This window comes from Streptomyces sp. NPDC127097 (assembly GCF_042724075.1).
GTDB lineage: Bacteria > Actinomycetota > Actinomycetes > Streptomycetales > Streptomycetaceae > Streptomyces.
The window spans coordinates 22203-34922 of the sequence record NZ_JBHXFI010000021.1; the positions used below are offsets into that span (position 1 = coordinate 22203).

Here is a 12720-nt window from a genome sequence, read left to right on the forward strand (position 1 = left end):
ACGGCCCCCGCACCGACGCGGCCCTGTGGCCACCGGTTCGCACCGGCGGCCACAGGGCCCGGAGAGACGGCGGCCGGCTCAGCTGCCCGGCTTGCCGCCCTTCTCGGACGCCTTCGCCGCCCGGTCCAGCGCCGCCTTCAGCTTCTTCTGGGCCTCGCCGTAACCGGCCCAGTCGCCTCCGGCGCGTGCCTTCTCGCCCTCCTCGTACGCCTTCTGCGCATCGGCGAGGGCCTGCTGCACCGTCTGGTCGGACGGTGGCTGCCCGGTGTCGCCGCCGCCCGGCGGCTGCTCCGTGCCCGTACTGGGCGCCTTCTTGCCGAAGACCACGTCCAGCGCGTCCTTGAGGGAGTCCTCCAGGACGGGCTTGTTGTCGCCGTAGCTGACCAACACCTTCTTCAGAAGGGGGTAGTTGGTGTTGGCACCGCGCAGATACACCGGTTCGACATAGAGCAGTCCGCCGTCCAGGGGCACGGTCAGCAGATTGCCGTACTCGATCTCCGAGTCGCCGAACTTCTTGAGGATGTTCAGCTCATTGGCGATGACCGGATCGGAGTTGAACTTCGACTGCACCAGCTGCGGGCCGGGCACCGGCGTCTCCGACGGCAGCTTCAGCAATCTGATCTTGCCATAGTCGCCGCTGGTCGCATTGGCGTCGACGGCCATGAACGCACCGAGGTTGTCGCGCTTGTTGGGCGTGAAGGTCGTCGTCAGCGAGAACGCGCGGTTCTTCTGGTCCGGCATCTTCATGCTCAGGTAGTACGGCGGAACCGCGTTGCCCGACTTGGTCGTCGGGTCGTTCGGGATCTGCCAGCGCTCGGAGCCGGTGTAGAAGGTGCCGGGGTCCGTGACGTGGTACGTGGTCAGCAGCTGGCGCTGCACCTTGAACAGGTCCTGCGGGTAGCGCAGGTGCTCCTTGAGCGCCGGGCTTATGGCGTTCTTCTTCTCGACCGTGCCGGGGAAGGACTTCATCCAGGTCTTGAGGACCGGGTCCTTGTCGTCCCACTGGTAGAGCTTCACCGAACCGTCGTAGGCGTCCACCGTCGCCTTGACGGAGTTGCGGATGTAGTTGACCTGGTTCTGCTGGGCCACCACCGCCCGCTGGCCGTCGGTGAGCGAATCGGCCGTGCTGTCGCCGAGCGTGGTGCGCGAGGCGTACGGATAGCCGTTGCTGGTGGTGTAGGCGTCCACGATCCACTTGATCCGGCCGTCGATGACCGCCGGATAGGCGTCGCCGTCGATGGTCAGCCAGGGGGCGACGGATTCGACGCGCTCCTTGGGCGTGCGGTTGTACAGGATCCGCGAGCCGTCGCCGATCGCGCCGGAGTAGAGGATCTGCGGCTCCCCGAACGCCACCGCGTACGCGGCACGGTTGACCGGGTTCCCGAGGTTGACGCCGCTCTTGCCCTGGTAGCTGTAGCTCTTCTCGCCGCTGTCGTCGGAGTAGTCCAGTTCCTTCTGCGGACCGCCGACGATGGAGTACTGCGAGGTCTTCTCGCCGTAGTACACCCGCTGCTGGTACTTGCCGAGCTGCCCCTTGGCCGGCAGATCCGACTCCGTGTACTTCGGACCACCGCCCTCGGCGGCCTCCGTCCCCTTGGCGGCGACCGCGCCGTAGCCGTGGGTGTACTTGAAGTGGTCGTTGATCCAGTTGCGCTCGGGGATACCGGCGATGTTCAGCTCACGCAGACCGATGACGGTGTCCTGCTCGGCGCCGTCCTTGTCCTTGTAGCGGTCGACGTCCAGGGTGGAGGGGAACTGGTAGTACCCCCGCACCTGCTGCTGTTGCTGGAAGGCCGGCGAGACCACGTTCGGGTCGAGCAGCCGCATGGCGGCCGTGGTGTCGGCGTTGTCCCGCAGCCGCTGGCTGTCCGCCTTGCCGGTGGGCTGGTAGTCGCCCTTGTACGGCGTGACCTCGGAGCCCTGGATGCCGTACGCGTCCCGGGTCGCCTTGATGTTCTGCTTGATGTACGGCGCTTCCTTGGCCTGCTCGTTCGGCTGGACCTGGAACTTCTGCACGATCGCCGGATACAGCCCGCCGATGAGGACCGCCGAGAGCACCATCAGGCCGAAGCCGATCACCGGCAGCTGCCAGGTCCGCCGCCAGAGGGTGGCGAAGAACAGCACCGCGCAGATCGCCGCGATGAAGAACAGGATGGTCTTCGCCGGGAGATAGGCGTTGGCGTCGACATACCGCAGGCCCGTCCAGTTGTCGGCCGACTTCAGGCCGCTGGACTTCACCGCGAGGCCGTACCGGTCGAGCCAGTACGCGATCGCCTTGAGTGAGACGAAGATGCCCAGCAGCACCGACAGATGGCCGGTCGCCGCCGCCGTCGCCCGCGAACCGGGGCTGGTCAGCCGCAGCCCGCCGTAGAGGTAGTGCGTCAGCGCCGCGGCGACCAGACACAGCACAGCGCAGGCGAAGCCGAAGCTCAACAGGAAGCGGTACCAGGGCAGATCGAAGGCGTAGAACGCCACGTCCATCCCGAACTGCGGGTCCTTCTTGCCGAAGGGGACGCCGTTGACCCACTGGAGCCAGGTGCGCCACTCGCCGGAGGCGGAGGCACCGGCGATCAGCCCGATCACCGCCGTGATCGCGATCAGCGCCCACTTCTTGAACGGCGCGATGCTCATCCGGTAGCGGTCCAGGCTCTGCTGCTCCATGGACATCGCGCTCAGCGGCGGCCGCAGCCGGTGCGCCAGCCAGATGTTGACGCCGACGGCCGCGGCCATCACCACGCCGAAGGCGAAGAACAGACCGATCTTGGTCAGCAGGGTGGTCGTGAAGACCGAGGAGTACTTGACCGATCGATACCAGAGCCAATCCGTCCAAAACCCCGCAAACATCACGAAGAGCATGGCCAGTACGGCCAGCACACCCAATGTCATGAGCAGGGTCCGGATCCGCCGCGATGGTCGGCCGACTCTGATCCGTGGCCCTGTCGGGCCTCCGCCGCGGTCCGGCATCTGGAAAGCCAAGGTGCGCACCTCGAAGTTCGCTGTCGTGTGGAGCAGGCCCGGCGATAGTAGGACCCACCGATGCAACTTACGAAGGCTTTACTCAGTTCCCGCTTTCCGGGGTACACAAGGCACGATGTTGAGCATGACCAACCTCCCCGTTGACGGCACCCCCCTCGCCGCCGACCCCCTGACCCGCGCGGTACTCGAGATCGACGAGTACAGCGCCGGGCTCGGCTGGGATCAGCCGGCCCGACTGTTCGCCCTCGTCGACACCGCCAAGCTGCGTGCGCAGGAGCCCTCGCTCGCCGCCCAGCTCGGTATCGACGACTCCACCACCACGTCCCTGACCCCTGTGGAGCAGGACGAGATCCCGGCGGGTGTCCCGCTGGACGAGTTCCTGGCCACCATCGCCTGGCCGGATGCCGTCACCGGCTGTGCGCTGACCGTCGAGCGGCTGATGCTGCCGCCGTCCGCCGAGGACTCCGAGCCCGCGGGCATGGACGAGGCGCAGCTCGCCAAGTGGGTCGCCGAGCACCCGGACCGCCAGGAGGTCCGGATGACGGTGGCCGTGCTGCGGGACGGACGCCGGGAGTCGGCCCTGCGGCTGCGCGAGAAGGACTCCACGTCCGAGGTCCTCACCGGCTCGGCGCTCGTACCGGGCCTGGCGGAAGCGCTGGCCGCGACCTTCGAGGTCTGACCGCGGCGTTCCGGGCCCCTCCCCGGGCCGGACGGCTCGCGTCCGGCTCCCGGGGCCCGGGACGGGCCGGCCCTAGGACCGGCCTGTCGGGCCGCAGCTCGGCAGGCCGGCGCTGTCGCCCTTGCGGATCTTCTCCAGCGCCTTGACGGCGTCGCCTATGGTGCCGACCTTGACCAGGGTCAGCCCCTTCGGGGTGTCCTTGGCCGCCGCGGCGCAGTTCTCCTTGGGCGTCAGGAAGAACTCCGCGCCCTTGTCGCGCGCACCGACCGTCTTCATCGCGATGCCACCGATCGGGCCGACCTTGCCCTTGTCGTCGATGGTGCCCGTACCTGCCACGAACTTGCCGCCGGTCATGTCCCCGGGCGTGAGCTTGTCGACGATGCCGAGCGCGAACATCAGCCCGGCGCTCGGTCCCCCGACATCGGCCAGCTTGACGTCGATGGGGAACGGGAAGGTGTGATCCACATCGGCCTGGATGCCCACGATGGCGCGGCCGTCGTCCGCCTTCTGCGTGCTGATCGTGATCTGCTTCGCGCCGGTCACGGCCTTCTTGCCCTGCTTCTCCGCCGCGGCGGCTTCCTTGGCGGGGATGATCGTGAAGACGACCTTCTCGCCCGGCTTGTGGCGGGTGACGAGCTTGGCGACGTCGCCGGTCTGCTTGACCGCCGTGCCGTCCACGGCCTTGATCACATCGCCCGCGTGCAGCCGGCCCTCGGCGGGCTTGTCCTTGACGACGGAGCCGACGACGGTCTGGGCGGCGACCGGGAGGTGCAGCTGCTTGAGCGCGGCGGCCTTGGCGCTCTCCTGGGACTGGCTGAACTCCTCGGCGTTCTCCTGGTCGGCCTGCTCGGCCGTCTGCCCCTCGGGGTAGAGCGTCTTGTGCGGCACCACGGCGTTGTCGTGACCGAGCCAGCCGTACACCGCCTCGAAGAGGTTCATGCGGTAGTCGGGGCCGGTGACCCGGACGGTGGTCATGTTGAGATGACCCGTCGTCGGATAGGTCTTCCGCTGGGAGATCTGGAGCACCGGCTCGCCGTCGTGATCACCAAGGGTGTTGACCGTCGGCCCCGGAGACATCTCGGAGTACGGCACGGGGATCAGCACCCCTGCGCAGAGCAGCGCGATCAACATCAGGATCGAGGCGAGCAGCGTCGCGGTGCGGCGTGGCATGGAACGACAGTACGGGACGGGTATGACAACCGGCCCGCGGGGCCGTCCGTACGGGGCCGGGCACCCGCCCGCAGAAAAGCGCCACCCCGGAGGGTGGCGCTTGCTTCCGCGGAGAAACGGCGATAGTCAGACCGGATCCGAGGCGGGCTCGGAAACGGAATGTTCCTTTTCCATGGCATCCCGGAACCGGGCATAGCCCGCGAGTTCTGCCACGTCCCCGGTCTTGCGATTCCGCATGGTCCAACTGCTCCACACCGCGGCAATCAGCCCGGCGCCGACCGGAATCAGCAACCAGAGGAGCGCACCCATCAGCGACCTCCCAACCCCTTGTACAACCGCGATCGACGAATAAGCAGATTAACCATCTGCTGGGTCAACGCTCATGCCAGGGGGCGGGTTACGCAACCGGAACACATGGCACCGGTTCGGCCTCACGTTCGGAGCTCACCGTCCCGTGAACTCCGGGTCAACGCCCCCGCCCCGTCTCTCCTGTCGACTGCCCGGAGGACGGGGGATTACTCACCGGAAATCGGCTGCATTCCCACCCTCCGCCCGTCAGGAAGACAGCGCTACGCGCCGACCCGCCCGCCCGTCACCCGACCTCCACCCCCAGAAGACAGCGCTACGCGCCGACCCATTCTTCGGTCCCATCCGAGAACGTCTGGTGCTTCCAGATCGGTACCTCGTGCTTGAGGTCGTCGATCAGTTTGCGGCAGGCGTCGAACGCCTCGCCCCGGTGTGGGCAGGACACCGCGACGACCACGGCCAGATCGCCGATGCGCAGATCGCCCACCCGGTGGACGGCGGCCAGCGCACGGACGGGAAATTCGGCGGTCACCTTCTCGGCGATCCGGCGCATCTCCGCCTCGGCCGTCGGGTGCGCGGAGTAGCCCAGACCCTCGACGTCGGCGCCGCTGTCGTGCGAGCGGACCGTGCCGACGAACAGGGCCGTGCCGCCGGCCGCCGCGTCGCCCACGGCCGCGAACACCTCGTCCACGGAGAGCGGGGTGTCGCGGATCTCCAGGAGCCGGATCGGGTCCGCCGCGGCCCGCTCACCGGGGTGGTCGCGGCCGGGGGACGAAGGGGAGGGCGTGCCAGACATGCCCCCATCGTGCCGCAACCGGGGGCGCCGCGGGAATGGCCGTTTCCGCCCGTCGTCCGGCCCGCCGTATGGAGACTCCTCCAGCCCGGCGGGCCCGGTGCGGCTCAGATGCGGCGGCGGGCCTTACGGGCGCGCCGCACCAGGGCGGCGGTGCCCAGGAGGGCGACGGTGGCGCCGGCGGCACCCGCGGCCGTGGCATCCTTGCGGCCCAGCCGGCGGCCGGCGACGGTGTGCCGTCCGGCGACCTCTTCCAGGAGCTCGGCCAGCACCTCCTCGTTCGTCCAGTGGGGCCGCCAGCCCGCATCGTGCAGCCGGCTGCCGCTGACCACCCACGGGTGCATCGTGTACGCGAGGTCCCCGGCGGGCGACGGCGTCAGGCCGATCCGGTGCAGCCGGGCCGCGGCGCCCAGGGCCACCGAGGACGGCAGCTCCATGCGGCGGATGCCGGACAGCTCCTCGACCTCCTCCTGCTCCAGCCAGCCGTCGCAGCCCACCGCCAGCTCGCCGTCGACCTTCTCCAGCGCGGCGTACTCCAGGGCGCTGACCAGGTCCTCGACATGGCAGAACTGCCAGGCGGGGCGGGATCCGGCGACGACCAGGAGGCGGGGCGATTCGAAGTAGCGGGTCAGCGCGGTGTCGGTGCCGCCCACCAGGACGGCGGGGCGCAGCACGGTGACGTTGAGGCCGGGGTGGGCGCGGGGCGCGCGGTGCGCCAGGTGCTCGATCTCCAGCAGGTCGCCGACGCCGGTGGCGTCCGCGGTGGCGCGCAGCTCGGCGTCCTCGGCCAGTGGCACATCGTTGTCGGGCAGCGCCCCGTAGACCATGGCGGAGGTGCACAGCACCACCCGGTGGACGCCGGCGGCCGCGGCGGCGGTGAGCACGGTCTGGGTGCCGCGCACGTTGTAGGCGGTGCGCGCCGCGTCGTCGGTCTCCAGGTCGAGGTCGAGCGCCAGGTGGACGACGACGTCCGCACCGCGCAGCTTGTCGGCGATGGCGGGGTCCCGGACGTCGAGGACGTGCCAGTGTGCCTCGGCGACGTCGCCGCGCCGCTCGTCGATGGCCACCACCTCCTTGACCTCGTCGGATGCGACCAGGGCGCGGGTCAGCAGCGCCCCGACCCCGGACGCGGCTCCGGTGACGGCGACGACGGGCCGGCGCAGCGGCCGGTCCGTGGTGCCGTCTGCGCCATTGCCTGCCTTCTCGGTCTGGGCCGCAGCGTTTCGCGCTGCGCGAACGGTCGGATCTGGGGAACTCACCGGGCGTCTCCAGCGGTTGTCTTCAGTGCGAACGTGTGGTCATGCGTACGCACCAGGTGGCGTCCATCCTGCCGCAGCCACCGGGACAGCGAAGCACCGAGCCCCGAAGCGGTCCGGGTGTCTACGCTGGAGGTGATGTCGGGCAGCCGCCGTCGGCCACCTGGTCGGCGGCCCTACGAGCCGAGGAAACCCGTGAGTGACACCCCATTTGGATTCGGCCTTCCGCCGGAGGAGCCGGAGGACGGCGACAACGGCAAGAAGAAGGGCGGCCAGGGAGGTAGCCAGGGCCCCGCGGACCCCTTCGGGTTCGGCGGCGGGAGCGGCGGCGCGGACAATCCGTTCGCGGCGCTCTTCGGCGGCATGGGCGGCCCCGGTGGCGAGATGAACCCTGGAGACCTGGGAGCCGCCTTCCAGAAGCTCGGGCAGATGCTCTCTTACGAGGGCGGCCCGGTGAACTGGGACATGGCCAAGGACATCGCGCGGCAGACCGTCGCGCAGGGCGCCGAGGACGGCAGCAAGGACGCGAGCCTGTCGCCGGGTGAGCGCACCGCGGTCGAGGAGGCCGTGCGGCTGGCGGACCTGTGGCTGGACGGTGTGACATCGCTGCCGTCGGGCTCCGGCTCGGTGGTGGCCTGGAGCCGCGCCGAGTGGGTCGAGGAGACCCTCCCGGTGTGGAAGGACCTGGTCAACCCGCTCGCCGAGCGCGTCGGGGCGGCCATGGGCGATGTGCTGCCCGGGGAGATGCAGGCCATGGCGGGCCCGCTGCTCGGGATGATGCGCTCCATGGGCGGCGCGATGTTCGGCACCCAGATCGGCCAGGCGCTGGGCGTACTGGCCGGCGAGGTCGTCGGTTCGACGGACATCGGGCTGCCGCTGGGCCCGGCCGGCAAGGCCGCGCTGCTGCCGGGGAACATCACCACGTTCGGCGCGGGCCTGGGCGTCCCGGAGGAGGAAGTGCGGCTGTATCTGGCCCTGCGCGAGGCCGCCCACCAGCGGCTCTTCGCCCATGTGCCGTGGCTGCGCTCGCATCTGTTCGGTGCCGTCGAGGGCTATGCGCGCGGGATCAAGGTCGACACGACCAAGCTGGAGGACGTGGTCGGCCAGATCGATCCGCAGCATCCCGAGGAGCTCCAGAACGCCCTTCAGCAGGGCATGTTCCAGCCCGAGGACACTCCGGAGCAGAAGGCGGCGCTGGCCCGTCTGGAGACCGCGCTGGCGCTCGTCGAGGGCTGGGTGGACGCGGTGGTTCACGCCGCCGCCAAGCCGCATCTGCCGTCGGCGGACAAGCTCCGTGAGACGCTGCGGCGGCGCCGGGCGAGCGGTGGCCCCGCCGAGCAGACGTTCTCGACGCTGATCGGTCTCCAGCTGCGTCCGCGGCGGCTGCGGGACGCCTCGCGGCTGTGGGCGTCGCTGACGGACGCGCGGGGCCTGGAGGGCCGCGACGGCCTGTGGGAGCACCCGGACATGCTGCCGACGGCGGCCGATCTGGACGACCCGGACGGGTTCGTGCACCACGAGCAGCCGGATTTCTCCGAGCTCGACAAGATGCTCGGCGAGGCCGCGAGCGGCGGCAAGCCGGATCTGGGCAAGCCCGCCCGGGAGAGCGACGGCCCGGACGAGGCCCCCGGCGAGAGCAAGGGCGACGGCGACAAGTGAGTCTGCGCGAGGACGCGGCGCGGGTGCTCAAGGAGTGGCCCGCGCCGTCCCCCGACCAGGAACAGCTGCGGCTGACGTATCTGGATCATCTCGCCGCCCATCAGGACGGCATGTGGAAGCCCTGCAAGGACGGGCATCTCACGGCCAGCGCGCTGGTGATCGATCCGGCCGGCGGGCGGGTGCTGCTCACCCTGCACCGCAAGCTGAAGATGTGGCTCCAGATGGGCGGCCACTGTGAGCCCGAGGATGCCTCACTGGCCGATGCGGCGCTGCGTGAGGCGCGTGAGGAGTCCGGGATCGCGCGGGGGCTGACGCTGCTGCCCGGCGGCCCGGTGCGGCTGGACCGTCATCACACGCCCTGTGCCTGGCATTTGGACGTGCAGTATGCGGCGCTGGCGCCCGCGGACGCGGTGGCGGAGATCAGCGACGAGTCGCTGGACCTGCGGTGGTTCGGGTACGACGAGGTGCCTGCTGTCGCCGATGCGTCGGTGGTGCGCCTGGTGGAGCGCACCCGCGCGCTGCTCTAGACGGCAGCGGCCACACCGTCCGGCGCCCCGTCCCTTCCCTTGGGGCGGGCGCCGGAGGTGTGTCAGCGGCCGGCCGGCGGGCTCAGTTGGTGAAGATGTTGCCCTGGTTCTGTCCCCGGGCGCCCTGCTGGCCCATGCCGAACTGGGCGGCCACACCGGAGCCGAGCACCGCGTTCTGCGGCGGCAGCAGCTCGCTGGGCTGGACCAGTGCGTAGCCCTGGCCGAGGAAGCTCAGCTCCCAGCCCTCGCCGGTGTTGCCGCGCCGGCGGAACACTCCCGAGGAGTGCGTCTGCGCCTGCATCTGGACGCGCAGCGAAGCGGACCAGGCGACCACCGCGTCGGCGTCGGCGTTGACGTACTTGTCGGGCGTGACCTGCAACATCAGCGGCTGGCCGGAGGTCATCAGGGCGACCTGGCCCCGTCCGGAGATGTTGAGCTGGTACTTGCCGGTGCCGGAGATGCCGTACTGGCTGTCGACGGAGACGACCTCCCAGTGGAGGCCGGAGTCCAGCGCGAGGACATAGCTGCTGTCGACGGTCAGGCCGTCGTGGTCGACGTCGACGACATGGACGTACTGGGCGAGGTTGGCCAGATAGACCGTGCCCTGCCCGGAGACACGCATCAGGTCGAGGCCCTCACCGGAGTGCGCTCGGGTCCGGTGCTGGCCCGGCGTCTGGTAGTTGCCGTCGAATTCGAGCAGCCCCTGATAGGCGACCATCGTGCCCTTACGGGCGAGGACGTCCTCGTGGCCCTGGAGGGCGACGCGCAGCAGCTGGCTGTTCTGAAGGGCGTAGCGGTCCTGGGTCTGTGCCTCGGTGAAGGCGAAAAGCGGACTCTGCATGGCGTGTTCGGTCCTCCCCCTCAGCCCCGGGCCCGGAGCCGGTCGGTGCTGTCCTCGCTGGGCTGGACGACGACGAACCCCTGGCCGGAGAAGCCCAGTTGGTACGCCTCGCCGCTGCCGCGTCCGATCATCGAGGACGCCTTGAAGCTGCGCTTGCCCTTCATCTTCAGATGGGTGGACCAGGCGACGAGGGCGTCGGGGTCCACATAGGTCTCGTCCTCGCCGCGGCCGCAGTCGACGACGATGGGCGTGCCCCGGGAGGTCAGCGCGACCCAGCCGGTGCCCGAGATCTGGACGTTGAAGAGTCCCTGGCCGGCGAATTTCGCCATGCCCTTGACGCGCTGCACGCCCCACTGGAGGTGGGCGTCGAGGGCGAGGAGGTTGGTGCCGTTGACGGAGAGCGCGTCGTCGTTGAGGTTGATGCAGACGACGTCGGCGCCGTAGTCGGCGAGGTAGAGCAGGCCGTCGCCGGAGCACTTCATCAGGGGCGCGCCTTCGCCGGTGAGCCACTGGGAGGCCATCTGGCGGACGGCGGGCGGGTTCGGCTCGTACTGGACGAAGCCTTCGTAGGCGACCATCGAGCCGGTGCGTGCGAAGACGTCCTGGCCGCTCTGCATGGCGATCTTCACCATGGCGCTGCCGTGGTTCTCCATACGGGCGGCGGGCGGGGTCGGGACATAGCCCGACAGCTGCTGCTGGTTCATGACGTGCGGGCTCCCTCAGACCTCGTAGGGCTGGACGACGATGAAGTTGCCGGGCGCACCGCGGAACTGGAGGTTCACGGTCTCGCCGGAGTGGCCCGGGTAGGCGTGCCGGCGCAGGCTCACCTGGCTGGAGATGATCACCTGCGAGGCGGCGGACCAGGCCACGATGGCGTTGGCGTCGGCGAAGGTGGTCGGGGTGACCGGCAGGACGACCGGGGTGCCCTGGGTCTTGACGATGACGGTGCCGCTCCCCTGGAACTGCATGGTGAACAGGGCGCCACCGGGGATGCCGTGGCCCTCGATGCGGCGGACCTCGTGCTGAAGCGACTCGTCGAAGGCGAGGACCGCCTCGGCGGACACACAGATGGCGTCGCCCTGGAGCTCGATGGGGTGCACATGGGCGCTGTTCTCCGCGAAGAAGACCTGGCCCTGGCCGGTGCAGCGCATCAGCTGCATTTCCTGGCCGGTGGCGTTGCCGACGATCCGGCCGCGGAAGCCGGCGCCCTTGTAGCCGAAGTCGACCTTGCCCTGGTAGAGCACCATGCTGCCCTGGCGGGCGAGCACCGGCTGGCCGTCGACGCCGAGGTCGACGCGGATCAGCCTGCTGTTCTGCGGGGTCCAGCGCTGCCCCGTGGGGGCTTCCTTGTACTTGTCCAGTACGACGCCGAGGCCGGGGCCGCCGCCCTGGGGCACGGCCGGTGCCTGGCCGCCGCCGTAGGGGGCGCCCGGGGGCTGCTGTCCCGGCTGGCCGTACGGGGCGGGCCGGCCCTGCGGGGCGCCGTATCCGCCGGGCGGCGGTGCGGGCTGCCCATAGGGAGGTGCCTGCGGGGCAGGCTGGCCGGGGTAGCCGCTGGGTGCGGGCTGCGGCGGGCCGTAGGGGTCCTGACCGGGCGCCGGCCGGCCGTACGGGGCCGGCGGCTGCTGGCCGGGCACGCCGGGCGGCGGCACCGGGCCGGGCGGGGCCAGCGGCGCGGCGAGCGTGGGCGCGCTGTCGACCTGCGGCGCGGTGGCCTGCGGGGGCTGGGGTGCGGCCGGGGGTGCTTCCTGCGGCGCGCCCTGGGGCGGGCCGAAGTCGGGGGCGGGCGGCGCGGCGGGCACCCCGAAGGACGGTGCGGGGGCGGCCGGCCCGGACGGCGGGGCGAAGCCCGGCACGTCCGGTGCCGTGGCGGACGTGCCGGGCTGCGCCTCGGCCTCTTCGGCGACCTCACCGCCGAAGTTCTTCAGCAGCGCCTCGAGGCCGCCGTCGAAGCCCTGGCCGACGGCGGCGAACCGCCAGACGTCCTTGAGGTAGAAGTCGCCGAGCATGACGGCGCGTTCGGTGCTGAACTCGCTGCCGTCGAAGGAGTAGCGGGCGACCTCCTCGCCGCCGGCCACGATCCGGAGGTAGCCGGGGCCGATCTGCGAGACCTGGCCGGCGCCGTCGAGCGCGGCGGTGAAGGAGAGCTTCTGGATGTGCGGCGGGATCTTGTCGAGGGTGACCCGGAAGGACTCGCTGTCGCCGGCCTGCGCGCCGAGCAGCTGGATCGACTCCTCGGGCGACTTGGGCTGGTTGAAGAAGATGAAGTACCGGTCGTCGGAGAGCCGCTCGTCGCCGTCCAGGCCGAAGCAGCTGATGTCGAAGGACAGGCCGGCTCCGGCGATCTGCACACCGACGTACAGATCCGTTCCCGCCGTCAGATCACTGATTTTGGCCTTGTGGCCCCGCTGGAATTCCCTGGCCATACGTAACGCCCGTCCCCCGCTCCGGCTGTGAGTTCCTCTGCGCGGCCAGGCTAACCGCTGGCGCCGACAGCGGGCGATGCCGGGGCG

At 70.3% G+C, this 12720-nt stretch carries 11 protein-coding genes; 3 read left to right on the plus strand and 8 right to left on the minus strand.

The features are described from left to right. Nucleotides 1-78 precede the first annotated feature (78 nt). The gene (locus ACFWJW_RS18000; protein ID WP_387241947.1) at nt 79-2964 is read right to left on the minus strand and encodes a UPF0182 family protein; all 2886 of its coding nucleotides are present in this window, start codon (nt 2962-2964) and stop codon (nt 79-81) included. 136 nt (nt 2965-3100) lie between these two features. Here ACFWJW_RS18000 and ACFWJW_RS18005 point away from each other — a divergent pair, with 136 nt between their 5' ends. Further along, nucleotides 3101-3655 carry a PPA1309 family protein gene (locus tag ACFWJW_RS18005; protein ID WP_387241697.1) on the plus strand — a complete coding sequence of 185 codons (555 nt, stop codon included), beginning with the start codon at nt 3101-3103 and terminating at the stop codon, nt 3653-3655. A 72-nt stretch (nt 3656-3727) separates the two neighbouring features. Here ACFWJW_RS18005 and ACFWJW_RS18010 read toward each other — a convergent pair whose 3' ends face one another. The 4 genes from ACFWJW_RS18010 to ACFWJW_RS18025 all read right to left on the minus strand — a co-directional run bounded on the left by ACFWJW_RS18010 (nt 3728) and on the right by ACFWJW_RS18025 (nt 7183). Beyond that, the gene (locus ACFWJW_RS18010) at nt 3728-4825 is read right to left on the minus strand and encodes a PDZ domain-containing protein (RefSeq protein WP_387241700.1); all 1098 of its coding nucleotides are present in this window, start codon (nt 4823-4825) and stop codon (nt 3728-3730) included. A 126-nt stretch (nt 4826-4951) separates the two neighbouring features. Further along, entirely contained in the window at nt 4952-5134 is a 183-nt protein-coding gene (locus tag ACFWJW_RS18015; RefSeq protein WP_042148404.1) for a hypothetical protein, read from the minus strand. A gap of 313 nt (nt 5135-5447) precedes the next feature. Then, nucleotides 5448-5927, minus strand: a complete 480-nt coding sequence (locus ACFWJW_RS18020; protein WP_387241704.1) for a molybdenum cofactor biosynthesis protein MoaE — start codon at nt 5925-5927, stop codon at nt 5448-5450. A gap of 104 nt (nt 5928-6031) precedes the next feature. Next, complete coding sequence (locus tag ACFWJW_RS18025; protein ID WP_085922801.1) at nt 6032-7183, minus strand: SDR family oxidoreductase; 1152 nt, start codon at nt 7181-7183, stop codon at nt 6032-6034. Nucleotides 7184-7375: 192 nt separating this feature from the next. Here ACFWJW_RS18025 and ACFWJW_RS18030 point away from each other — a divergent pair, with 192 nt between their 5' ends. Together ACFWJW_RS18030 and ACFWJW_RS18035 are read left to right on the plus strand one after the other, a co-directional pair. Beyond that, entirely contained in the window at nt 7376-8839 is a 1464-nt protein-coding gene (locus ACFWJW_RS18030; protein WP_387241708.1) for a zinc-dependent metalloprotease, read from the plus strand. Beyond that, a complete protein-coding gene (locus ACFWJW_RS18035; protein WP_387241711.1) occupies nt 8836-9366 on the plus strand; it encodes an NUDIX hydrolase in 531 nt (176 codons plus the stop codon). Before ACFWJW_RS18030 ends, ACFWJW_RS18035 begins: the two co-directional genes overlap by 4 nt. An 82-nt stretch (nt 9367-9448) precedes the next feature. On the opposite strand, the gene ACFWJW_RS18040 is transcribed toward ACFWJW_RS18035, so the two are convergent. Genes ACFWJW_RS18040 through ACFWJW_RS18050 form a run of 3 tightly spaced genes read right to left on the minus strand, consistent with a single transcriptional unit; the run spans nt 9449 to nt 12633 of the window. Then, nucleotides 9449-10207: an AIM24 family protein gene (locus ACFWJW_RS18040; RefSeq protein WP_387241714.1), complete on the minus strand. Its 759-nt coding sequence runs from the start codon at nt 10205-10207 to the stop codon at nt 9449-9451. A gap of 20 nt (nt 10208-10227) precedes the next feature. Then, nucleotides 10228-10911, minus strand: a complete 684-nt coding sequence (locus tag ACFWJW_RS18045) for an AIM24 family protein (RefSeq protein WP_327224673.1) — start codon at nt 10909-10911, stop codon at nt 10228-10230. A gap of 15 nt (nt 10912-10926) precedes the next feature. Next, nucleotides 10927-12633 carry a TerD family protein gene (locus ACFWJW_RS18050; RefSeq protein WP_387241718.1) on the minus strand — a complete coding sequence of 569 codons (1707 nt, stop codon included), beginning with the start codon at nt 12631-12633 and terminating at the stop codon, nt 10927-10929. Between the last annotated feature and the right edge of the window lie 87 nt (nt 12634-12720).

Bases quoted from the DNA above. Each gene is read 5' to 3' on its own strand.
- ACFWJW_RS18005 (WP_387241697.1), top strand. From the start codon at position 3,101: ATGACCAACCTCCCCGTTGACGGCACCCCCCTCGCCGCCGACCCCCTG.
- ACFWJW_RS18050 (WP_387241718.1), bottom strand. From the start codon at position 12,633: ATGGCCAGGGAATTCCAGCGGGGCCACAAGGCCAAAATCAGTGATCTG.
- ACFWJW_RS18020 (WP_387241704.1), bottom strand. From the start codon at position 5,927: ATGTCTGGCACGCCCTCCCCTTCGTCCCCCGGCCGCGACCACCCCGGT.
- ACFWJW_RS18000 (WP_387241947.1), bottom strand. From the start codon at position 2,964: ATGCCGGACCGCGGCGGAGGCCCGACAGGGCCACGGATCAGAGTCGGC.
- ACFWJW_RS18040 (WP_387241714.1), bottom strand. From the start codon at position 10,207: ATGCAGAGTCCGCTTTTCGCCTTCACCGAGGCACAGACCCAGGACCGC.
- ACFWJW_RS18010 (WP_387241700.1), bottom strand. From the start codon at position 4,825: ATGCCACGCCGCACCGCGACGCTGCTCGCCTCGATCCTGATGTTGATC.
- ACFWJW_RS18045 (WP_327224673.1), bottom strand. From the start codon at position 10,911: ATGAACCAGCAGCAGCTGTCGGGCTATGTCCCGACCCCGCCCGCCGCC.
- ACFWJW_RS18015 (WP_042148404.1), bottom strand. From the start codon at position 5,134: ATGGGTGCGCTCCTCTGGTTGCTGATTCCGGTCGGCGCCGGGCTGATT.